At 62.4% G+C, this 21142-nt stretch carries 19 protein-coding genes; 10 read left to right on the top strand and 9 right to left on the bottom strand.

Features of this window, described 5'->3' with window-relative positions; translation table 11 throughout:
- Positions 1 to 69 precede the first annotated feature (69 nt).
- The 3 genes from BM348_RS08785 to BM348_RS08775 form a co-directional block, all read right to left on the bottom strand.
- A complete protein-coding gene (locus BM348_RS08785) occupies positions 70 to 1779 on the bottom strand; it encodes a secretion system protein (protein ID WP_092904086.1) in 1710 nt (569 codons plus the stop codon).
- A 4-nt stretch (positions 1780 to 1783) separates the two neighbouring features.
- Positions 1784 to 3724 (bottom strand): type II/IV secretion system ATPase subunit, encoded by a 1941-nt coding sequence (locus BM348_RS08780; RefSeq protein WP_092904084.1) that lies wholly within the window; start codon positions 3722 to 3724, stop codon positions 1784 to 1786.
- Between the two features lie 98 nt (positions 3725 to 3822).
- A complete protein-coding gene (locus tag BM348_RS08775; protein WP_092904082.1) occupies positions 3823 to 4287 on the bottom strand; it encodes a DUF7311 family protein in 465 nt (154 codons plus the stop codon).
- A 166-nt stretch (positions 4288 to 4453) separates the two neighbouring features.
- Here BM348_RS08775 and BM348_RS08770 point away from each other — a divergent pair, with 166 nt between their 5' ends.
- The 4 genes from BM348_RS08770 to BM348_RS08755 all read left to right on the top strand — a co-directional run bounded on the left by BM348_RS08770 (position 4454) and on the right by BM348_RS08755 (position 10398).
- Complete coding sequence (locus tag BM348_RS08770; protein WP_092904080.1) at positions 4454 to 5506, top strand: ATP-binding protein; 1053 nt, start codon at positions 4454 to 4456, stop codon at positions 5504 to 5506.
- A 217-nt stretch (positions 5507 to 5723) separates the two neighbouring features.
- Entirely contained in the window at positions 5724 to 6191 is a 468-nt protein-coding gene (locus BM348_RS08765; protein ID WP_092904078.1) for a DUF7285 family protein, read from the top strand.
- Positions 6191 to 7297 (top strand): DUF7284 family protein, encoded by a 1107-nt coding sequence (locus BM348_RS08760; protein WP_092904076.1) that lies wholly within the window; start codon positions 6191 to 6193, stop codon positions 7295 to 7297. The genes BM348_RS08765 and BM348_RS08760 overlap by 1 nt, the downstream gene beginning before the upstream one ends.
- Positions 7294 to 10398 carry a DUF7286 family protein gene (locus BM348_RS08755; RefSeq protein ID WP_092904074.1) on the top strand — a complete coding sequence of 1035 codons (3105 nt, stop codon included), beginning with the start codon at positions 7294 to 7296 and terminating at the stop codon, positions 10396 to 10398. Before BM348_RS08760 ends, BM348_RS08755 begins: the two co-directional genes overlap by 4 nt.
- Positions 10399 to 10450: 52 nt before the next feature.
- Here the strand turns inward: BM348_RS08755 and BM348_RS08750 are convergent, their stop codons facing one another.
- Entirely contained in the window at positions 10451 to 11488 is a 1038-nt protein-coding gene (locus BM348_RS08750; RefSeq protein WP_175507140.1) for an outer membrane protein assembly factor BamB family protein, read from the bottom strand.
- A gap of 402 nt (positions 11489 to 11890) precedes the next feature.
- Between BM348_RS08750 and BM348_RS08745 the strand changes: the two genes are divergently transcribed.
- From BM348_RS08745 to BM348_RS08735, 3 genes are all read left to right on the top strand, one after another.
- The gene (locus BM348_RS08745; RefSeq protein WP_092904070.1) at positions 11891 to 12613 is read left to right on the top strand and encodes a queuosine precursor transporter; all 723 of its coding nucleotides are present in this window, start codon (positions 11891 to 11893) and stop codon (positions 12611 to 12613) included.
- 72 nt (positions 12614 to 12685) lie between these two features.
- Positions 12686 to 13783 (top strand): aminopeptidase, encoded by a 1098-nt coding sequence (locus BM348_RS08740; protein ID WP_092904068.1) that lies wholly within the window; start codon positions 12686 to 12688, stop codon positions 13781 to 13783.
- Positions 13784 to 14236: 453 nt separating this feature from the next.
- Positions 14237 to 14851, top strand: a complete 615-nt coding sequence (locus BM348_RS08735; RefSeq protein WP_092904066.1) for a DUF309 domain-containing protein — start codon at positions 14237 to 14239, stop codon at positions 14849 to 14851.
- Positions 14852 to 14942: 91 nt separating this feature from the next.
- On the opposite strand, the gene BM348_RS08730 is transcribed toward BM348_RS08735, so the two are convergent.
- Positions 14943 to 15242: a hypothetical protein gene (locus tag BM348_RS08730; protein ID WP_394328090.1), complete on the bottom strand. Its 300-nt coding sequence runs from the start codon at positions 15240 to 15242 to the stop codon at positions 14943 to 14945.
- 138 nt (positions 15243 to 15380) lie between these two features.
- A complete protein-coding gene (gene azf / locus BM348_RS08725) occupies positions 15381 to 16124 on the bottom strand; it encodes an NAD-dependent glucose-6-phosphate dehydrogenase Azf (RefSeq protein ID WP_092904062.1) in 744 nt (247 codons plus the stop codon).
- Between the two features lie 148 nt (positions 16125 to 16272).
- Here azf and BM348_RS08720 point away from each other — a divergent pair, with 148 nt between their 5' ends.
- Positions 16273 to 16686, top strand: a complete 414-nt coding sequence (locus BM348_RS08720) for a dihydroneopterin aldolase family protein (RefSeq protein WP_092904060.1) — start codon at positions 16273 to 16275, stop codon at positions 16684 to 16686.
- A gap of 175 nt (positions 16687 to 16861) precedes the next feature.
- Entirely contained in the window at positions 16862 to 17263 is a 402-nt protein-coding gene (locus tag BM348_RS08715; RefSeq protein WP_092904058.1) for a DUF5790 family protein, read from the top strand.
- Positions 17264 to 17269: 6 nt separating this feature from the next.
- On the opposite strand, the gene BM348_RS08710 is transcribed toward BM348_RS08715, so the two are convergent.
- The gene (locus BM348_RS08710) at positions 17270 to 18025 is read right to left on the bottom strand and encodes a creatininase family protein (protein ID WP_092904056.1); all 756 of its coding nucleotides are present in this window, start codon (positions 18023 to 18025) and stop codon (positions 17270 to 17272) included.
- Between the two features lie 109 nt (positions 18026 to 18134).
- Here BM348_RS08710 and BM348_RS08705 point away from each other — a divergent pair, with 109 nt between their 5' ends.
- On the top strand, positions 18135 to 18479 hold the full coding sequence (locus BM348_RS08705; protein ID WP_092904054.1) for a DUF5789 family protein: 345 nt from the start codon (positions 18135 to 18137) through the stop codon (positions 18477 to 18479).
- 14 nt (positions 18480 to 18493) lie between these two features.
- On the opposite strand, the gene BM348_RS08700 is transcribed toward BM348_RS08705, so the two are convergent.
- Both BM348_RS08700 and BM348_RS08695 read right to left on the bottom strand, forming a co-directional pair.
- Complete coding sequence (locus BM348_RS08700; RefSeq protein WP_092904052.1) at positions 18494 to 20530, bottom strand: ABC transporter ATP-binding protein; 2037 nt, start codon at positions 20528 to 20530, stop codon at positions 18494 to 18496.
- Between the two features lie 89 nt (positions 20531 to 20619).
- Positions 20620 to 21111 (bottom strand): DUF192 domain-containing protein, encoded by a 492-nt coding sequence (locus BM348_RS08695; RefSeq protein ID WP_092904050.1) that lies wholly within the window; start codon positions 21109 to 21111, stop codon positions 20620 to 20622.
- Positions 21112 to 21142: the final 31 nt, after the last annotated feature.

Raw genomic sequence — 21142 nt, 5'->3', positions numbered from 1 at the left:
GCTTCGAACGTCTTCTGCGCCGCGAACGCAAGTTTCGGTTTCGTGTGTCAGTTACGCCCCCCGTTCGCGTCAAAACGCGATGTCGATGAGACAGATCGCGAGGAGGTAAATGATCGTCGCGGACGTGAGCGCTCGGCCGACGTGATAGCCGATCAGCGCGCGATCCAGACCGTGTCGAAGCGCCAGCGAAAGCGGAGTCAGTACGAAACACAGCGTGAGCACGAACACGCCGATCGAAAGCGCGAGGGAACTCGGAGCGAACGCCGTCGCGCCGTCGAGGGCGGTCAGGTTCATCTCGGCCATCATCGTCGCCAATCCGACGGTCGAACCGGCCACGAGCGGCCCGAAATAGGCCGCCGTGCTGTCGAGCGTGCTCGTCACCTCCTCGAGATTCCGCCTGGTTTCGCGCTCGAGTTCCTCGAGTTCCTCGAGGTGGTCGGCCATCGAAACGATCGCGCGCCCCGCGGGTCTCCCTTCGTCGGTCGCGAGCGCGAGCAAGGCTGCAGTTCCGTGAGCGCGTGGGCTCGGAATCGACTCGAGCGCACCGTACGTGCCGAAAAACGCTTCCTCGACGCTGACGTGGAGTCGTCGCTGGAGTCCGGCCGCCCGAGCGAACACGTCGCCGGTTTCGTCGGGGACCCGCTCCCCTGCGAGTTCGATGGCCGATTCGACAGATTCGCCTTCGGACACTTGCCGACCGACGAGATAGAGCGCATCGGTGAGGTACCGCTCGACGTCGCGGACGTGGTTCCTCACACGCAAGATCGGGCCATAGACTGCGAGCAATCCGGTTCCGAGACCCAGACCGATACCAGCGATCGGCGCGAGTTCAGGATACCCGACCGCGTTCGCCGCGAGATATGCACTGACTCCGATACAAACGCCACACAGCGATCGGGCCCACAACCGATCGGGCAGGGCCGGATGCGAGCGATCGATTTTCGGCGGCGGAAACGCGACTGGTCGCCGGACGAGTAACCAGAATCCGGCAGCGACGAGTGCACCCGGCAAGACGACGTTGTAGAACAGGACGACCATCCAGATGGTGACGGGAATACCGACCATCGGAATCGAGGGAACGAGCGCGACGACCGCGAGCGGGAGCATGACGCCGAACGCGAACACCCCCGTCGTCGGCCCGCGAATCGCGGCCGTAAACGTTGCCATCTGGTTTCGCGTTCCGTTGAGAACCGCGGCGAGCGCCCGATCGAGCGTCCTCGCTCGTTCGGATTCGGGCGCTTGCTGTGCGGTCGCGAGCAGATGCGCGGATCGCCGAAGCGCCGGAAACCGCTCGTCCCACTCGTCCGCGAACGAGAGCAATCCCGTCCGCGGCGTTCCCATCGAACGATCGATGTGGCCGTCGAGGCTCGCCGCCAGCGGACCGCGCCCCGTCGACGCGGCGAACCGAACCGCGCTCTCGAGTGCCGGCTGGACCTGCATTCGAAGCACTGCGCGCCCGATCAGGTTGGGCGTCTCGCCGAGCGCCTCGGTTCGGCGGAACGCGGCCGCGAGCTTCGGACCAGTGTGGACGACGTGAATGGCGGTTATCGGCACTACCAGCGCGAAAAACCCGACGACCGGCAGTGGAACCGGTGTGACGAACAGCGGAAGCAACAGCGCTACCGAACTGAGGCCAGCACCGTATCCCGCGCGGAGTACCGTGTCGGCCGCGAGGGGCGACTCGATAAACGACAGCGACTCGTCGAGTTCGTCGCTCGCATCGACTCCCCAGGGGTACAGTCTCGCGAGCGCCTCGAGGAGTGGTGAAATCGTGCGCATCGGCCTATACAAGTGGGCGGCCAGCGTAGACCGTTGCAGTCTCTCGAGGGCTCGTTCGTCCGTCAGCGGCCAGTTCGGTGAGTTGTTGCGTTCGCGATTCGATCATGTTTCGAAGGTCCGCGTACGACTCCGCAGGGCCGGTCAACCGCTCGACGAGTCGACTCTCGCCCCGCTCGATTCGACCCGTCGAGACCGCCCGTTCGTCCGCGAGTTCGTACAGCGGCTCGAAGCGGACGTCGTCGCCACTGCCGACGATCTCCTCGATCGCGGCCAACCGGCGCTTCCGGCCGGCGTCGGTGCGGTAGCTCTGGACGGTTACGACCAGATCGGTCGCGCTGAACGAGGACGGCTGGATGCCGAGATCGGACACGACGCGCTCGTACACGGCGGCGCCACTGTCGCCGTGTATCGTTCCCAGAACGGCGTTCGCGTTAGCACCGACTCGCATGGCCTCGTAGAGGACCTGCGCTTCCTCGCCGCGAATTTCGCCGACGACGAGCGCGCCGTCACCGAGACGGAGCGCCGTTCGAAGCGCTTCGACGGGCGTTATTTCCGGGCCGTCTCCGAGCCCGGTTCGGAGCGCTTGCACGTCGCGGCCGACCGTCTGGAGTCGGTCGACCGGCAGTTCGGGCGTGTCTTCGATGACGACGGTTCGCGTTTCCGGCGTCAGTTCGTACAGCAGCGTTCCGAGAAGCGTCGTTTTGCCCGCCCCTCGAGTTCCCGCGATGAGCGTCGCGGCGCTGCGTTCGACAGCGACCGAAAGGAACGCCGCGACCGATGCCGACATCGTTCCGTTCTCGACGAGTGCCGGCAGCGTGAACGTCTCGTCGGCCTGCTTACGAAACGCGAACGCGATTCCGTCCGTGACCGGATCCGTGATCCCGGCGATCCGAACGTCCGCTCCGTTTTCGAGCGCCGCCGTCGCGTCAACCGTCGGCGTGGCTCGAGAGAACGGTCGACCGCTAGTTCGGCGGACGCGAGAGGCAAGCGCCCGCGATCCGCCGGTGGTCAGACGAACGTTCGTCGCCATCGACTCCCCGTCGACTACAACCCGAATCGGGTTCTGCGAGACCGGCGACGTCGCGTAGACGTCGGTAACCCGCGAATCTGCGAACAGGTCCTCGAGGACGCCGTAGCCGCTCGTATGCTTCTCCAAAATATTCGTGAGCCGCGGATCAACCGGGCCGTCGGACACCGATTCGATGGCTCGAGACGGCGCACGGTCGCCGTCGACGTCTCCGTCTGCGATCGCCTCGTAGCCGTCGAGGAGCGTCGCCGTCTTCACGCCGAGCGAAAGGTCGACCAGCTCGAGTTCGTAGAGCGCGACGGCGTCGTCTCTCTCGTAGATCCGTGCGGTCGTTCCCGTCTCGAGCGTTCGGATGTCCCGTAGTCGGGCAGAATCGTCAACAGATCGATCTACGAAATAGTGTGCGATCGGGAGCCCGACGAGCGGGGTCAGGACGTCTTCGTAGCTCTCGACGCCACTCGAAGCCCTGCAAAGTCCGGACTCGACGCCGATGTCGGCCGTCTCGTCGGCGCGTCCGTCAAGTTCGGCTGCGACGGCGAGCGGATCTTCGGCCGCGGCCTCGGCCAGGCGCTCGTCACGAGCGCCGAGGAGTTCGACGAACCGTCCCGCGGCGGCGAGCACGTCGACGCCTCGCGCGGGATACCGGTACTCCAGCCCGTTCGACCGGACGACGATCGATTCCGCGTCGCGATCCGCAAGCGTTTCGACTACCGTTCGTCTGCACTCGTTCGAATCACGGAGGTCGCCCGAACAATCCGCCGCATCGACGTACAGCGTCCGTTCGTCGAACGTCGGCTCGCATCGACAGTCGCTCGCGCTCGCCTGCGATCCCGTTCGAGCGCCTGCGAGTCCCACCGCTTCGGCCAGCGCTCGAGCGGGACGAGTCGACCGAAAACGCAACGTGTCGTGTTTCGACATGGCTCGCTCTCGCTCGGCTTCTGTTTTAAACTCACGGGCAAACGGGTCGATATCGGGCGGACTCGGGATGTGACCATGAGCGATCGAAAGCGGCCATTTCAAGCGCGTTCGATGGTTACTATCGGCTCTCCGTCTGCGTCCGTCTCGAGTCGGAGCACGAGGGTCACGTCGCCGCTCGCGTCGCCGAGCGCCGCACTTTCGTTCGCCCTCGAACCTCTCGAGACGATCGGCACGGCGACCGCTTCGCGGCGTTTCGGTCTTCCCTCGGCCGCGTAGGTAACGATACTCGTCTCGTCGTGGACGCGCTCGATTCGGAGGGTGGCGACGGGAGCGGTCATTATCGACGATTTCGGAAGCGAAAGCGCTACGGTTCGCCGCGGCGGGGGTGCCCCGGCGTGAGACACTTCTTCGCTCTCGAAGAGCGAGACCGCAGCGGTCTCGAGGTCGGCCGTCGCCGCTTCGAGCTGTCGTTCGGTTCGTCGCTCGCTGGCGGCGTCGATCGCCGGGATAGACAGGAGCAACAATCCGACGGTGAGCGTGACTGCGAGTACGTACCTGATCATCCCCGTTTCACGCTCGCTGTCGTTCGTCTCTTGGCTGTCGTTCGTCTCCTCGCTGGTTCACGCCGAGCGATGCTGCTCCTTCGTACATAAACTCGAGTGACTATCGCATCAGTCTGACTGTACAGCGATGCTGTAGTTTATACCGGATACGTCGGCAAACCTCGCTGTGACATTCGTAATCGGCCGCGGCGCGGACGAAGCTGACGGGCCAGTCGGCCACCTCGGACATTACCGCGCCCTCGACGGCAGCGCGGGTGCGCCGTTGTACCTCGATCTGAACGGTCCGCACGCGGCGTTAGTCGTCGGGAAACGCGGTTACGGCAAGTCGTATACGCTCGGCGTTCTTGCAGAGGCACTCGCACAGGCATCCGGCGTCGCCCCCATTCTCATCGATCCCATGGGTGTATTCGACACGCTCGCCGCCTCGCCTGACGACGGGATCTCTGCGTCGGTGCTCGATAATCCCGCCATCGACCCGTCGACGCTCGATCCGCGGTCGTGGTGTGCGCTGGTCGGTCTCGATCCCGAGAGTGGGGCCGGCGGATTACTCTGGCGGGCCGCACAGGAATGTGCGGCGCTCGAGGCGATGCGAGATCGTATCGAGTCGGTCGACGCCCCGCGTTCAGACGTTCGCGCGGCGGTCAATCACCTCGATCTCGCGGCATCGTGGGGTGTATTCGAAAGCGAGGGAATCGGGGAGACAGACCTCTGTGGACCCGAAATAACCGTCATCGACGTTTCCGGCATGGACGGCGCACCGATGAACGCGATCTGTCGCGGCGTCGCCGAAACGCTCTATCGCGCTCGAGTGACGGGCTCGGTCGATCGATTGCCGTGGCTCGTGGTCGACGAAGCTCACACGTTTTTCGACGGCGTGGCCGGGCCCGCACTCGAGGCGATTCTGACGCGCGGGCGGGCACCGGGCGTGAGTTTCGTGGCGGCGACCCAGCGACCGAGCTCCGTCCCCGCGGTCGGGATCTCGCAGTCGGATATCGTCCTTTCCCACCGGCTCACCTCACGGTCGGATCTCGAAGCGCTCGAGCGGGCCCGACCGACGTACATGAACGCGACGATCGAAGAGCGGATGCCCGACGCTCCCGGCGATGTCGTCGTGATAGACGATGCGACGGAGACGACACACGCAGGGCGGGTTCGGGAACGAGAAACCACACACGGTGGAGCCAGCCCGCGTGCGAGTGATGTTTTCGTGGACAGATAACTGTCCGTTATTTCGTGGACAGCTAACCGTCCGTTCTGATTTCTTCACTGGAACTTCCGTCTCGGCTGAGTGGTCCGAACGAGGTTATAGTTTAAGTATAAGTTCGGGACCAACGCCGATATGTCTCGAAACTCCACTGCAGTCGACGGGCGGGGACAGTCTCTTCGCTGTCACCTCGTTCGTTCGCCGCGTCGACTCTCCCGCTCGGGAGGTGAGTATGCTATCTCCACGACCGAATAGGGGACAGACTGAACCGATCGCCGCGCTAATCGCCGTTTCCGCGTTCGCCGTCGGGATCGGAATCTACGGCGCGTACGTGACTGATACGATTCCGGGGACGAGCGAGCGAACACCGGAGCAGACGGCGATCGATCTCGTGTGGACCGACCTCGAGGACGCCGGCGTCTACCTCGCGCACGAGCACCCTCGGAACGTCTCGAGCGAAATCGGACCGGACGCCGTTCCGAACGGAAAGTACAGCCACGTTGCCGTCGAAGTCTACACCGACGGCACTCCGGAAACGGTCGCCGAGGCGCGCTTCGACGATAAGGGCCGCTCCCTCTCGCTCGAGGACGTCGACGACCCACCGAACTCGGCCGGCGTCGCGAGCCGGCGCGTTCCCGTCACGATCGGGTCGAAAGCCGACGTGCGATCCGGGACGCTCACGGTGGAGGTGTGGTCCTGATGTATCGTTCGACTGACCGCGGCGTGAGCACCGTCGTGGATATCACGCTCGCCTTGCTCGTGGTCAGCGCGAGCGTACTGGTGCTCGGATCGGCTCTCTACGGCCCCGACGAGTCACCGCCCGAGGGGCACCCGGAACAGGCCCTCGAGAGCATGAGCGCGACGACGAGCACCGTCGTCTACGACCTCGCCGAGCCGAACGAGACTGGTGTTTCGACGATCGGGAGCGACACCTTCGATCCGCCGGGAAACCGGGATACGACGGTCTCTGACGATCTATACGAAATGACGACATACGGCTCTTCGATCAGTCTGCTGGCGGATGCTGCGCTCGCAAACGTCGGCTTCGACGAGAGCGACTTCTTCGCGTACGGTGCTGTCTACGAAGACGCCGTCGACTCCTCGATCCGAGGGTCACACGTCGGCACTGCAGGGCCGCACATCGGTACTGAAGGATCAGACGGTGGTACTGCAGACAACGTCTACGCGGTCGCAACGTGGACTCCCTACGAGGGGTCGTCGCTCAGCGGAACAGCGACGACGGGTCAACGACCGCCTCCGACCGCCGACGTTTCGAGCGTCAGTACGACGGTCTCGAGTGACGTTCCCGCTCTCGATCCCGAAACACTGGCACGCGAGTTCGAACGCGAGGAAACGAGCGACATCGGAACGCCGCTCGCCGACGACGACGGTGCCGACGGGTACGACGCAGCCGCAACCGTCATCGCCGAAGCGATCGTCGAGGGCTATTTCCCGCTCGAGGAGACCCAGTACGCCCTCGAGTCTTCGCTCACCGAGCGTTCCGTCGCGGTCTACGAGTACAGGCAAGTGGCGGATTCCGTCGGCGTCGACGTCGACGATTACGTCGGCGAACGTGCGCCACACGCGGCGGCGGCAAACGAAACGCTCGTCGGGGAGATCGACTCCGGCGATGGATTGAGCGCTCGGATCGCAGCCGACATGCGAAACGGTCCGATCGGCGGGGAAATTGATCGGATCTGGGCCGAATCGTCGTCCGATACCGTCGTCGACAGGCTCGAGAAAGTCTTTGAACGTATCGTTTCGCCGGAGACAGTCGACGTCACAGTTCAAACGTGGGAGCAATGACCGCCGATCGAGACGACAGTTCGACGGTTTCGATCGACCTCGACGAACGCGGTCGGGTCCCCTTCTCGTTGATCGCCGTCCTCCTTCTGGTCTCGAGCGTGATGATCGTCGCGACGCTCGAAACCCGATCCGAACCGGTCCTCGAACGACAGACCGATCGAGCGATGGACCGGACGCTGGCTGCGACCCAAGGAGAGCTTCGAAGCGCGGTCCTCGAGGCGAGCTATCGGGCCGGAACGGCACCGGTCATCTCCGCGAACGAGAGCGACGTCGATGCGATCGCCGACGCGCCCGATCGGGAGGCCCGGTTCCGAAACTACGTCAAGCTCCTGGTCTACCTCGAGGCAACGGAGACGCTGTCGAACGCCGGTAGTACCGTCGGTTCGGACACCCGAACGAACGTGTCGATACCGCCCGTGACAGCGTCCGGGTCCGGAGCATCGATCGATCCCGACGGGGCGATCGATCGCGTCGCCCTCGACATCGGGCAGTTCGATGACGACACCACAGCTGGAATAGTCAACGCGACGATCGACGGCATCGAGTTTCGCGTGACTCGCGGCGGAACCGAGACGCTCGAGCAAACGCGCTCGATTACGGTGAGCGTCGGTACGCCGGTGTTCGAACTGCACGACCGGCTGACCGAGTACGAAAGCCAGTTGAACGCCGGCTTCTTCGACGAATCGCTCGACTCGAGCGTCGATGGACTCGGACAACATCTCGGTGCGCGTCTGTATCCGTTCGCGTATTTCAAGGCGGGTTGGGATCGCACGCAGCCGACTCGAACGCCCGACCAACACGACTTCGAGGAGGTGATCGACGTCAAGCATACGGAGGTCTTGGCTAACCACGCGATATTCGACGTCCAGAACGATGTCTTCGGGACGCAGGATCCGTACGCCGACAGGACGATGCGACCTGGGTTCGTCTGTATGGCGACCCAAATGGGGAACGACATCGCGAGCGGGAGGCGATCCAATCAGAACGATGGTGAGAACTCACTGGTCGATCCAAATACGAGCGGATTCGGCGTCGACCCAGACGAAGTCGAAAACGAGACGGCGATCGGCGATATCGAAACACAACTCTGTGACGGCGGCGCGGTACAGGAGTGGACCTTCGGCGACACCGCGACGGGAGCGCTCCCCGAAGTGCCGCCACTATCGGAGTTGATCCGCGGTGGACTCGGCGAACTGAGCGTCATGAACGGCTCACAGGAGGTCCCGCTCGGCGACGTTTCACGAGCAGCCTATCTGGAGTACTCCACTGAAGAAGAGATGGATATGATCGAATGGATGGAAGAACAGACCCGCGCGGAGATGGCCGCCGGAAACATTTCACCCAGGACGAGCGGCGACGCCGCCGACCTCCCCGCCGGTTCGGACGAGTACGATCGGAGCGTTCGCGATATCGTGGAGGAACTCTATCAGATCGACCTCGAGCGCGAAACGGACGCGATAGACGTTTCGGGTAGTCTCCCTCCCAGCCGGTCCCCTGACGACCGGGACAATTACACCGAATCTTCGGATTCCACTGTCGTCGATGCCGTCTCAAACGTCCGCGTCGACCACGAAACGTTCGAAAACGGGACCTCGAGCGATCGGACCCTCCACGAGATCGATGTCACGGCCGACCTCGACCTCGAGCGAACCCAGATCTGGGAAGCGGACGATCCGGAGAACACGACGCCGACGACCAGACGTTTCAGCACCGATCGGTCGGTGTCGCTTACGGCACAGATCGATATCGACGGCGCGTACGGATTCTATCGGCAGGGAGCGTACTACGACCATGACGAGTTCCCGGTCGAGGACCGTCCGCTCGACCGCGACTACGAATCAGGGTCTCGAAACGATAGCTGGCGAACTAACTTCGAGAACGGCTTCGAACTGGCGATTACCGAGTTGACGACGGCGGAGTCGCCAGCTCAGGTTTCCGACGATTTCACGGCTGAAATCGAATCGCTCGAGGGTGACGAGATCCCATCGATGGGAGCGCTCGAGGACGATATCGAAACCGACCTAACGAGCGACGAATCGACCTACACCGCAACCCTCGAGGATCTCAAGCCGAACTCGGCGACGGAGCTACTCGAGGAACTCAGAACCGATCTCGAAGACACCCATCGTGACTTCCTCGAGACGCTTGAGGCGGAGCCGTTCGAAGTCGAACGGACGGAACTCCTCGAAACGCCGACGCCGCCATCGCGGGCGATCGACCACGTTCGAACCGAGCACGAGGCCGACTTCGTTTACGACGGATTCGAGGGAGACACCTACGAAAACCCATCGGAAGTAGCCACCGCACAGGTCCGGAAGGCGTACTTCGATCGGATCTACTACTGGCTCGACCTCGTTGCAACCTCCTACGAGGAGCAAGTAGACGAGACGAGCGACTACGTCGACGACGCTGGCAGAAGCGGTACGGAATCGCTCGACGACGTCCTCGCGTTCGCACAGAACGCGATGAACGCGGACGTCTCGTACGAACCGGACGAAATCGACGGCTCGCCGGTGCTCGAGGATGCGCAGTTCGAGGTCACCGGATCGCCGACGTACCTCACCGCCGAGAATATCAGTCAGGACAGGGACCCAGCCATTCGACCGAAAAACGACACGATCACCGACGTCGATGGCGAAACCGAATACGCCTCACTGGCGATCCACACCGACAATCGGGTTGGATGGCCCGGCGTGCCGCTGATTCCGACCCCGCCGTCGTTCTATCTCGCCCAACTCAACAGTTGGAACGTCGACGTTCGTGGCGAGTACGCGCGCTTCGAAGCGAGCGCGACAGTCGGCGACGCCTCGGGCACCGGTCGACTGTCGGTCATCCGCGAACACCGACCGATCGAACTGACGCTCGAGGATGGAAGCAGTATTGCCGTCGGTTCGAACGAACCGATCGACTTCGATAGTTCGACAGAGGTGATCGTGATGATGCCCGGTGGGGTGATGGCGAGCGGTGCAGTTCCATCTGTGGCGGATCCGGGTGTAACCGGAACTGATGGATTGGATGTTTGTTCCTCTACTTGGAATTACGTTGGTCCAGATTTTAAAAAAGGAGAACTGGATGACCTTGCTTGTAGAGATAATAACTAACTACAGCAACAAGACCTGTCCTTAAACTAGCCTATTACAACTACCGTTTAGGCTATTTTATTGCCACAAGCCTATCTCCATAATCATCGGGGAATAACACCATATCTTTCAGAATTGTTGGACCAGCAGGGTTGCCAGTCAACTGAGATTCATACTCCCACTTTTGATTGCCAGTCTTTGAATCGACTGCAATAAGGACAAACCCGCTGGATACACCTCTAGATGCCCATACGTAGAGCGTACTATCTGCGATAGGAGTCCTCCAGTTAATTCTTCCTGCTAAAGGATCCCATTCCCAATCTGATATTCTTTCGCCAGATTCCATATCTACAGCTGGCAGTTCATTTATTAGTAGTGGACAATATACGACGCTATCTGCCACAGAAACTGAAACGGTGAGATTTAGCTCAAACTCATTAATTATTCGCCCTTCACCTGTCTCACCGTCGATTGTAGTTAGCGCCTTCTGATCTCGTGTAATAACTCTCCCATTTGTAACAGGAAATTTAAGCCCGCCATGGCCCCAATTTGACTGTTGAATCTCATAATCCCACATGAAATTCCCTGATTCCATACTATAGCACTCTATCTGGTAATTTTTCTTATTTTGTTGTGTTTTTATGTATATTCTATTCCTGTCTATTGAAAAAGAAACGATGCTCGAGGATACCTCGATAGATTGCACTTCTTCCCCTGATCCGGTATTTACCCCATATACGTGTCTGTCTGATGACCCATATACCACCCCCTGTTTAATTCGGAGATTGGATAGTGGTTCATGACCACTAGCCCAAATTTGATCTCCATTTCCCGGCTTTAAAGCTTCAATTCCTTCGCCTGAGACAAATACCTGAGTGTCAGAAATAGCTGGTGTTTCAAATTCTCCAGTTTGATAGTTCCAAATTGTCTCCCCCTCACTAATATCAACCGCATAGTATGAATCATCTCTCACACCCACATATGCAACTCCGTTTGAAGCGACAGGGGTTGTCGGCTCCCCTTCAAATTTAATAGACCACTCCTCCTCAGGTTTGCTATCCGGTCCGCTGTTCGGAGCAACAGCGGTATTCGCTGCATCGTAGTGCGCCATCGGCCAACTCCCGTATTCGCTAGCGGTTTCCTCGCTGCCCGTCTCACCTCCATCCGCCTCGCTCCCGTCATTCTCGGTATCACTCGCACAGCCAGCGAGCGTCGCGACTCCCGCCGTCGCTCCGACACAGGCCGTCAACCAGCGACGCCGAGTTGATATCTGTCTATCAACCATAATGTTTCTCTAGTTTAACCTATCTAAAATAATCTTTCCGGTTTTGCCGTGCAATTTGAACTCGAGCGGCTGATAGAAGCAGTACTGAAAGCCAGTGAATCGTGTGATGGATCTATCTACTGAATTCGAATCGGCCATCAAAATAGAATATCTCGAGAAGAACTGGCGAATACTCGCGGGCGTCTCGAATAGTATCGCTTACGTACCTCGACTGGATAGCCGACGAGCATGACAACGACTCGAGCCGCGCCGTCGATCGCACATGTGGCGTTGATCGGACTCTTCGTCACCGCACTGACGACTGCGCAAGTGACGGCCTCGAAGATTCTCGCGTTCGAACTCCCGGTTGCGATTCCCCTCGCGGGTGCCGAACTCGTGCTCCCGGGCGCGGCGCTTGCCTATGCGCTTACGTTCCTCGCGAGCGACTGCTACGCCGAACTCTACGGTCGGAAAGCCGCCCAGATCGTCGTCAACGTCGCGTTCGCGATGAACTTCGTCGTCCTGGCACTGGTCTGGTCGACGATCGCCGCTCCGGCCTCGGCGACCACGCCCGTCGGTGCGGGGGAGTTCGCAGCGGTTCTGGGCCCGGCGGCGAACATCGTCGCCGGGAGTCTGATCGCGTATCTCGTGAGCCAAAACTGGGACGTGATCGTTTTCCATTGGATTCGGGAGTACACCGACGGCGAGCGACTCTGGCTACGAAATATCGGATCGACCGCGAGCAGTCAGGCGATCGATACCGTGATCTTCGTCTCGATCGCGTTCGCGATCGCTCCGCTCGTGTTCGGCGTCGGGAACGCGCTCCAGCCCGAGGCCGTGATCGGACTCATGATCGGACAGTACCTCCTCAAGCTGGCGATCGCCGTGGCCGATACGCCGGTGGTCTACGCGATCGTTGCGCTCGCCCGTTCGCGAAGCGATGACGGGCTCGAGGAACCGACTTCTGCGTAATCTGTGCGGTCTCCCCTCGAGAGCGCGTGAACCGATCCGTACGATTTAGTGGTTTCCGACTGACTCGAAGTTATGGACGAACGCGTACGCGAGCACGCGACGGTGCTAGTCGACTGGAGCGCTCGAGTCGAGGCCGGTGACGACGTCGTCGTCTCAGTCGGCCCGGACGCCCACGAGCTGGCGGTTGCAGTCGCCGAAAAGCTCGGCGAACGAGGGGCGAACCTCTGTTCGACCTACAGTTCGGGCGAGATCGAGCGCGCGTATCTTCGGGCGCACGACGACGAGTTCGACGACGGCGGTGGCCACGAACTGGCACTGTTCGAGAACGCGGACGTCTACCTCTCGCTCGGCGGCGGCCGAAATACGAGCGCGACCGCGGACGTTCCCGGCGAAACGCGACGCGCGTACAGGCGCTCACAGCAGGCGGTGCGCGAGGCGCGATTCGACACGCGGTGGGTGTCGACGGTTCATCCCACGCGGTCGCTCGCACAGCAGGCGAACATGTCCTACGAGGCCTACCGGGAGTTCGCCTACGATGCGATCTGTCGCGACTGGGCGTCGCTGGCCGACGAGATGGGCACCCTGAAGGAACTGCTGGACGAGGGCGAGGAGGTTCGACTCGTCTCGAGCGGGACCGATCTCACGATGGGAATCGGCGATCGAACGGCGGTCAACAGCGCGGCGTCGGTCGCCTACGACTCGCACAACCTGCCAAGCGGTGAGGTGTTTACGGCCCCTAAGGAAGTCGAGGGAACGGTGACCTTCGACGTTCCGATGACCCTGCGCGGCGAGACCGTTCGGGACGTTCGCCTCGAGTTTTCGGACGGCGAAGTCGTCGATTACGCCGCCGAACAGGGGGAAGCCGTCGTCGGCGAGATTCTCGAGACCGACGCGGGCGCTCGCCGACTCGGCGAACTCGGGATCGGAATGAACCGCGGTATCGACCGCTACACAGACAACATCCTCTTCGACGAGAAGATGGGCGAGACGGTCCACCTCGCGGTCGGACGGGCCTACGACGCCTGTCTGCCCGAGGGCGAGTCGGGCAATGAATCGGCGGTCCACGTCGACATGATAACCGACGTCAGCGAGGATTCCAGACTCGAGATCGACGGCGAGGTCGTTCAGCGAAACGGTCGATTCCGCTGGGAGGAAGAGTTTTCCGAGTAACGGAACCCCGGATCGGGAGCATTCGAGCGAGTAGCCGCTTCGAATCGATCTATTGTCGACTTCCGCGTCCGATTATGGGGTGTATTATCGAACTGTGTTCGCGATCAACTGTTGACCCTGTCGAGAAACGGCTTCATACTAATGTCTGAAACGCGCCTTCGATCGCACACCGCCCGACCGGTGGCGGCGAGTAACCGGTGGGACGGCGCGCGATCGTCGACTCGTCCCGCGTTCGACAGTTGTCTGCCCGCCCCGCCGGAGGCGGAACGTATCCGGCACTCCCTCATCGATCTCTCGTCGCCGTCTTACTCTCGCTCGCACTTCGTTAGAGACCGGCCGGATCGATTATCGACCGATCCGATGTGCCAACGGGTGGTTCCTTCGGCGTCGCCGCGTCCGATATCGTCCAGTACCGTTATCGGGTTCTGGATCCTCCGGACAGAAGGGAACGCAATGCGCGACGTACTCCGGGCCGGGATGGCCGTTTACAACGCCGGCGAGGTCCATGCGGCACACGACGTCTGGGAAAGTCGCTGGCTCGACCTCGAGTCCGGCACCGACGACGAGCGACTGCTCCACGGCCTGATCCAGTTCACGGCGGCGGTCTATCACGCCCGGAACGGGAACTGGGAAGGGACCATCGGCCTGGCGACGAGTGCGAACTCGTATCTGGCGGAGCTCCCTGAACCGTATCGCGGAGTTTCGCTCGAGCCCGTTCGAACGTTTCTCGAAGCGCTCGCGGCCGATCCGGAACTCGTCGAGCGAAGATCGCCCATCGAGCTCGTCTTCGAGGAGTCCGTACCGAAACTCGACTCTCTCGACCCCGCCGGGCTGGCCGCTGCAGCACCCGTCCTCGCCGCTGAGTGGGGCTACGACGAGGCGACCCTCGAGCAGGCGGGGACCTACGCGCTATCGGATCTCGAGGCCGGTCGGGACGACAGCCGGTTCGTCTCGCTGCTGTACGATTTCGTTCGCGAGGACGAGACCCGCGGGATCGTGTATCGACGCCTCTCCGGGCACGTCGAGCGCCGGGCGGCGAGAGAATCCGACGTCGAGGGCCTGTTTTAACGAAGCTTCGCCCCACGGCGCTCGAGGTCGTTTCTCGCTGGCCGCTCTCACTCGAGTCGTCGAGCGCAACTCGATACTTTGATCGCCCGCCTCACTCGTCCGTTTCCCCTTCCATCCACCGACACGTCTCCGCGAGCAGGTCACGCAGCGTCCGCGCGTCCTCGAGGGTGAGTTCGACGTCAGCGTGACCCGTGGCGTGGTCGCCGGCCATCGCGTCGATCGTGACCAGCAGGGCTCCGTCATCGGTGGGTTTGACGCTGATATCCGCACGGTCGGGATACTCGCGGGGACCGCCGATCTCGAGGTCGTACTCGCCTCGCGTGACGCCGAACTGGACGCGACCGGGATTCGTGAGGTCGAACGAGTCGGTTGCATCGCCGTCGTCGTTCATGCTCGCGGATTCGCGGTCTCGAGACATAGATCTACGCGTCGATCGGACGCACTGAAATCCAAAATCGCGCGCGATTGCCGGTGGCTCGTCGTCGAATCGCGACTCCTGTTCCGACCGCACTCGTCTGGGTCCGGGCGCTTAGTCGTGGTCGGCCGAGTTGTCCTGTGGTTCGTAGTCGAGGACCTCTCGAGCGCGCTCGAGGGAGTAGTACTTTCGGTCGTTGTCGGAGATGCCGTAGACGATCTCGTAGCCGTAGTCAGCCTGGATGCACCGATCGAAGAGGTGTGCACAGTCGCGGTAGGAAAGCCACATCGCCTGCCCGCGCTCGTAGTCGATCGGTGGGTGGTCTTTCGTGAGGTTGCCGATCCGAACCGAGACGACCGAGAGGTCGTGTTCGTCGTGATAGTACCGGCCGAGGATTTCGCCGGTCGCTTTCGAGACGCCGTAGAGGTTCGTCGGGCGGGGCAGTTCCGTCCCGTCGAGGAGGAATTCGTCGTTCGATCGGTACATATCGGGCGTGCGCTCGTCGGTTTCGTAGGCCCCGACGGCGTGGTTCGACGAGGCGAAGACGACCTTCTCGACGCCGGTCTCGACGGCGGCTTCGTACACCGTTCGCGCTCCATCGATGTTGTTCGTCAGGACGCTGTTCCAGGGTGCCTCGGGACGTGGGTCGCCGGCCAGGTGGACGACGACGTCGATCCCGTCCATCGCCTCGCGGACCGCCTCGTCGTCGGTGATGTCGGCGACGACGAACTCCCCCGGGAGATCCTCGGTCGGCGGGTCGCGATCGAGCAAGCGCCACTCGTACGCGTCGGCGAGGTCGCCCAGGACTGCCTGTCCGACACGCCCGGACGCCCCCGTTAACAGGACGGACTGTGCCATTCGTTTGGTGTGAAACACAGCGTCGATAAGTACCATGCGATTCTGCTTTCGGCGATATCTTAGTTTCCCAACTTCTGTGTCGCTGCGGCCGACCGTTCGCCCCGTCCCTATCGGAACGTCCTTGCGCCCGGCCCTCGAGTCACATCGTATGACCGCAGCAGACGACCCCGACTCGAGCGGAGACGGGCCCTCGAGTACGGGGCCGGAGGATAGAGCGCCGACCGACCCCGAGGCCGCCTGTTTCGAGGCGGGTATCAAGTTCGGGACGCTGTACCACCAGTTCGCTGGGACGCCGGTGTCGCTCGACAGCGCGCCGAGTCTCGCGCGGGCGATGGAGGACTCGATCGAGAACCAGCCCCACTGTCGGTCGGTCTCCGTCGACGTTCAGACCGACGCGCTCGAGGCTGCGCTGACCGAGTCGACGGCAGACTACACCGAACTGACGGGCCGATTCCTCGAGGTCGAAATCGTCGTCGACTACGAGGGCTGTACGGTCGTGACCCGCATGGAGATGGAAGACGGCTATCCGCTGATGGCCATCGAATCGGTCCGGGAGCGCTGACGCCCGCGAATACTGCGACGCTCACTGTAACGACCCGGGCCCTGCCCGACCGCGAAGGGATACGACGTTCGTTTCGAAACACCCGGGCTATTTCGTCGCTACCGGATTTCTCTCCTCCGATTTCACTTTCACTTTCGGGCTACCTTTTAACCCCGGTGGCCGCAAACGTGGTGCTATGAGCCAAGCCTCGCTCGACGACGACGAACTGTTCGGCGAAGCCGCGACCGAAATGCGCGACGACGTCGAAGCCTCTCTCGCGGACGCCTGGGACGCCCTGCCCGACGCCGACGACGTCTGGGAGAGCGACGCCGACAACGTCCTCGGCGCGCTCAACGGGCTCAAGTCCGCCCTCGACGCCGGCGACGCGGAGGACCACCTTCGTGACGCCAAAAAATGGTTCACGATGGGCCAGCGCGCGGACGCCTTCGACGACGCCGACGACCTCGAGGAGGAAATCGAAGAACTCGAAGCGACGATCGACGACATCTCCGAGGCTGGCGAGCAGGTCGGCGAGCTCACGTCGACGATACCCGCTCTGCGGAGCACGCTCGAGAGCGCGGACGAATCCGACGACTGAGAGCGGTTAGTCCGTCGATGGGTCCGGCCTGTTTTCCGGACGGTCCACGTCCCGTTTCTCGACTCCCTCCAGCAGGCGTGCGAGGCTCGTTCCCGCCAGTTCCAGTAGCTCTTCGCCCAGTTGCTCGTCACCCTCACCAGGGTCTCCGACGACGCCGTTTTCGGTGAACTCCGCCGAATCGTGCGCGAGATTCACGTGACTCACCCACTCGCCCCACGAGTCGGCGGCGGCGTCTCTGGCTTCCTCGAGTTGGTCCTCCCGGACCAGTTCGGGTGCGACGTGGGATAGGAGCGCTGTCTCGAGGGGCCCGCCGTGGCCCATCTCGCTCGCGTGCTCGCCGACCGCCTCGAACCAGGTGAACGAGACGGTGTAGGCGTCTTCGGTGCGCGAAATATCGGCCGCGACCTCCCGCAGCGCGTCGACGTTCCCACCGTGACCGTTGACGAAGACGATACGATCGAAGCCGTGCGCAGCGAGGCTCGTCGCCGACTCGCGGACGTAGGCTCGGAACGTGTCCGGCGAGACCCACATCGTGCCCGAAAACTGCCGGTGTTCTTCAGCGATACCCACCGGAATAGCCGGTGCGAGGACGACCTCCCCGTCGAAGCGCTCGAGACCCGCTCGGGCGACCGACTCAGCAGTGATAACATCGGTCCCGAGCGGCGCGTGCGGGCCGTGTTGTTCCGTGCTTCCGACCGGGATGATCGCGAGATCCGTCTCGCAGCCGGCGAGGTCCGTCCAGGTGGCCGACCTGAGTTCCATGCTCGTCTCGAGGAGCGGCTCTCCCTTGTATGCACTGCACACGTTGCTCGCTCGACATCCGCGTCGGCAGGCCAAAACGGTTTCCGGCTGTGTGGCGTAGATTCTATCTATGGCCGACGAGAACCGCGAACTCGGCGTCGAACTGGGCGAACTCGGCGACCGGCTCCGAAACTACGAGTACCCCGCCAGCCAGGACGAACTCCTCGAGGATCACGGCGACGCGGAACTCGAGATGGGCGAGGAAACCGCGACGCTCGAGGAAGTCATCGGGCCGCTCAACGAAGACGAGTACGAGTCCTACGAGGCGGTCGAACAGGCGATCATGAACATGGTCGGCGACGAGGCGATCGGGCGCAAGAACTACAGCGATCGAACGCCGCCCGCGCCGGGCGAGGACCGCCAGGATGAGGGCGCGCCGGACCAGGACGACCAGGAAGGACAGGAATCGTTCTAATACGGGACGCGACGTCAGTCGTCCGTGTTTCGCGCCTGCGTTCGGGCCGTCCGACGCTGGGCGCGCTCGATGAACTCCTGCGGTAGCTCGTCGATTTCGCCGGCCTGCACGCCCCAGAGGTGCGCGTAGAGGCCGTCGTTCTCGAGGAGCTCGTCGTGGGAGCCGCGCTCGACGATGCGTCCGCCCTCGAGGACGGCGATCGTGTCGGCGTCTTTGATCGTCGAGAGTCGGTGTGCGATGGCGAACGTCGTTCGGTCTTCGGTGAGGTCGTCGATCGAGCGCTGGATGAGCATCTCGGTCTCGGTGTCAACGTCGCTCGTCGCTTCGTCTAAAATCAGGATGTCCGGGTCTTTGAGCACCGCGCGGGCGATAGCGACCCGCTGGCGCTGGCCGCCCGAGAGCTTGACGCCTCGTTCGCCGACCATCGTGTCGTAGCCGTCGGGCAAGTTCTGGATGAACTCGTGGGCTTCCGCGGCTTTGGCGGCCTCGACGATCTCGCTGCGCTCGGCGTCGAACGTCCCATAGGTGATGTTTTCCTCGACGGTTCCGTAGAAGAGGTACGACTCCTGGCCGACGTAGCCGAGCGATCTCCGCAGGCTCGGGAGCGACACCTCGCTCACGTCCTGTCCGTCGATCCGTATCTCGCCGTCGTCGACGTCGTAGAGCCGAAGCAGGAGTTTGAGGACGGTCGACTTGCCGGCTCCCGTCGGGCCGACCAGCGCGAGCGTCTCCCCGCCCTCGACCTCGAAGCTGATATCGTCGATGATCAGTTCGGACTCCTCGGCCGGGTGATCCGCTTCGACCGAATCGTCCGCTGCCGTCGGTGCCGTCTCTCGCTGTCGATCCGTCTCGTCCGAGTCCCGCGATTCGTATCCCTCGTAGCTGAACGAGACCGAATCGTACTCGACGCGCCCCGCTTGGACCTCGAGATCGTCGGCCCCCTCTTCGCGGTCGATTCGGCCCGTCTCGTCCATGAGACCGAAGATCCGCTCGCTCGAGGCTTCGGCCCGCTGGTACATATTGATCACCTGCCCGAACTGGGCCATCGGCCAGACGAGCTGTTGGGTGTACATGATGAACGCGACGAAGACCCCGATCTCGAGGCCTCCCGTGAACGGCCCCGGTGGAGCTCCCTGGAGCACCCAATAGCCGCCGACGGCGAACGTCAGGACGAACCCGATCCCGGAGATGAGCTGCAACGCGGGAAAGAACTTGATCCGGAGGTTGATGGCCTCCCAGTTCGTGTCGAAGTACTTCTTCGAGACGTCCTCGACGCGGCCCGACTCGAACCGTTCGGTGTTCGAGGACTTGATCACCTGAATGCCGCCGAGGTTGTTCTCGAGTCTCGAGTTTACCTTCCCGACGCTCGAGCGAACAGCCGCGTACTTGGGCTGGATCTTCTTGACGAAGACGTAGGTAAAGCCGCCGATGAGCGGCACGGGCGCGAGCGAGACCAGCGCCAGTTGCGGGTTGAGCCAGAGCAACAACGCGCTGATTCCGACGACCATCACGACGAGCCTGAACGCCGAGTTGAGCCCCTCGTTGAGAAAGCGCTCGAGCTGGTTGACGTCGTTCGAGAGGACCGACATCATCTCGCCGGTCTGCTTGTCCGAGAAGAACTCCATATCGAGGCGTTGCATCTTGTCGTAGGTCGCGGTTCGAACGTCGTGTTGAATGTCCTGCGAGAAGGCGTTGAACCCCCAGTTCCGGATCCAGTGGAAGATCGACCCCAGCGCGAACGAGCCGGCGATGGCGATGGCGACGAACCAGAACTGGCTCTCCGGGGTCGTCGGGAGCCAGGCCTCGGGCAGGACGACCAGCGGGATTTGCTCGGCGAACGCGGCGTCCCCGAAGATGGCGTCGATGGCGACCGCGAGCAAGAGCGCGGGCAGGAGGTCGAGCGCCCGCGCGAGGATGCTCGAGACGATCCCCACGGTCACCGAAAACCAGTACGGGCGTCCGAACTCGAAGAGGAGCCGTCGCATCGGGTTCTCGATGTTCTCCCGTTGGGCTTCGAAGGGGTCGTCCTCGTCCCAGTCGACGCTGCTCATTGCATTCGCTCAGTGGTCCGCCGCCAATAAGCGTTACCGACGAATCGAAATAGGGAGCGGCGAGACGGTTCATATCTGGCGGGTTTCGGTTACTCGTACTCGATACTAACTTCGTCGCCGGCGTCGATTCCGCGTTCGTCGGCGTACCCGCTTCGAACCTCGAGCACCCACTTCGCCCGGTCCGAATACTCGAGGTCGGTGCCGTCTTCGCCGGCGTCGGGCGCTCGAGCTTCCCGGACCGCCGTCACCTCGCCGTCGTCGTCGATGAAGATGATGTCGATGGCGAAGTCCATGTCGCGCATCACGTAGGTTCGTTCGCCCTCGCCGTCGTGGACGAACAGCATTCCCTCGTCGCCCTCGAGCGACTCGTGGTTGCTCAGCCCGGTGTAGCGTTCCGACCAGGTGTCTGCGACCTCGGCGTCGACGGTCGCCCGCGGGTCGCCGTCGGTGGCGGTGACAGTTACTGTCGCGTGATCCGCGCTCCATGGAGTCGGGAACAGCCCGACCTGCACGAGAACAAAGCCGACGACAATCGCAAGTGCGACTACCAGCAGCAGGCGCGACGCACGGTCCGTGTCCATTATCGATAGGTGCGCAACGAGAAAGTAAAGG

Origin of the sequence: Halostagnicola kamekurae (assembly GCF_900116205.1) — an archaeon.
In the GTDB taxonomy this organism is placed as follows: Archaea; Halobacteriota; Halobacteria; order Halobacteriales; family Natrialbaceae; genus Halostagnicola; species Halostagnicola kamekurae.
This window is presented reverse-complemented; position numbering and strand designations above follow the sequence as displayed.

Bases quoted from the DNA above. Each gene is read 5' to 3' on its own strand.
- BM348_RS08785 (WP_092904086.1), bottom strand. From the start codon at position 1,779: ATGCGCACGATTTCACCACTCCTCGAGGCGCTCGCGAGACTGTACCCC.
- BM348_RS08780 (WP_092904084.1), bottom strand. From the start codon at position 3,724: ATGTCGAAACACGACACGTTGCGTTTTCGGTCGACTCGTCCCGCTCGA.
- BM348_RS08775 (WP_092904082.1), bottom strand. From the start codon at position 4,287: ATGATCAGGTACGTACTCGCAGTCACGCTCACCGTCGGATTGTTGCTC.
- BM348_RS08765 (WP_092904078.1), top strand. From the start codon at position 5,724: ATGCTATCTCCACGACCGAATAGGGGACAGACTGAACCGATCGCCGCG.
- BM348_RS08760 (WP_092904076.1), top strand. From the start codon at position 6,191: ATGTATCGTTCGACTGACCGCGGCGTGAGCACCGTCGTGGATATCACG.
- BM348_RS08755 (WP_092904074.1), top strand. From the start codon at position 7,294: ATGACCGCCGATCGAGACGACAGTTCGACGGTTTCGATCGACCTCGAC.
- BM348_RS08750 (WP_175507140.1), bottom strand. From the start codon at position 11,488: ATGGCGCACTACGATGCAGCGAATACCGCTGTTGCTCCGAACAGCGGA.
- BM348_RS08745 (WP_092904070.1), top strand. From the start codon at position 11,891: ATGACAACGACTCGAGCCGCGCCGTCGATCGCACATGTGGCGTTGATC.
- BM348_RS08740 (WP_092904068.1), top strand. From the start codon at position 12,686: ATGGACGAACGCGTACGCGAGCACGCGACGGTGCTAGTCGACTGGAGC.
- BM348_RS08735 (WP_092904066.1), top strand. From the start codon at position 14,237: ATGCGCGACGTACTCCGGGCCGGGATGGCCGTTTACAACGCCGGCGAG.
- BM348_RS08730 (WP_394328090.1), bottom strand. From the start codon at position 15,242: ATGAACGACGACGGCGATGCAACCGACTCGTTCGACCTCACGAATCCC.
- azf (WP_092904062.1), bottom strand. From the start codon at position 16,124: ATGGCACAGTCCGTCCTGTTAACGGGGGCGTCCGGGCGTGTCGGACAG.
- BM348_RS08720 (WP_092904060.1), top strand. From the start codon at position 16,273: ATGACCGCAGCAGACGACCCCGACTCGAGCGGAGACGGGCCCTCGAGT.
- BM348_RS08715 (WP_092904058.1), top strand. From the start codon at position 16,862: ATGAGCCAAGCCTCGCTCGACGACGACGAACTGTTCGGCGAAGCCGCG.
- BM348_RS08710 (WP_092904056.1), bottom strand. From the start codon at position 18,025: ATGGAACTCAGGTCGGCCACCTGGACGGACCTCGCCGGCTGCGAGACG.
- BM348_RS08705 (WP_092904054.1), top strand. From the start codon at position 18,135: ATGGCCGACGAGAACCGCGAACTCGGCGTCGAACTGGGCGAACTCGGC.
- BM348_RS08700 (WP_092904052.1), bottom strand. From the start codon at position 20,530: ATGAGCAGCGTCGACTGGGACGAGGACGACCCCTTCGAAGCCCAACGG.
- BM348_RS08695 (WP_092904050.1), bottom strand. From the start codon at position 21,111: ATGGACACGGACCGTGCGTCGCGCCTGCTGCTGGTAGTCGCACTTGCG.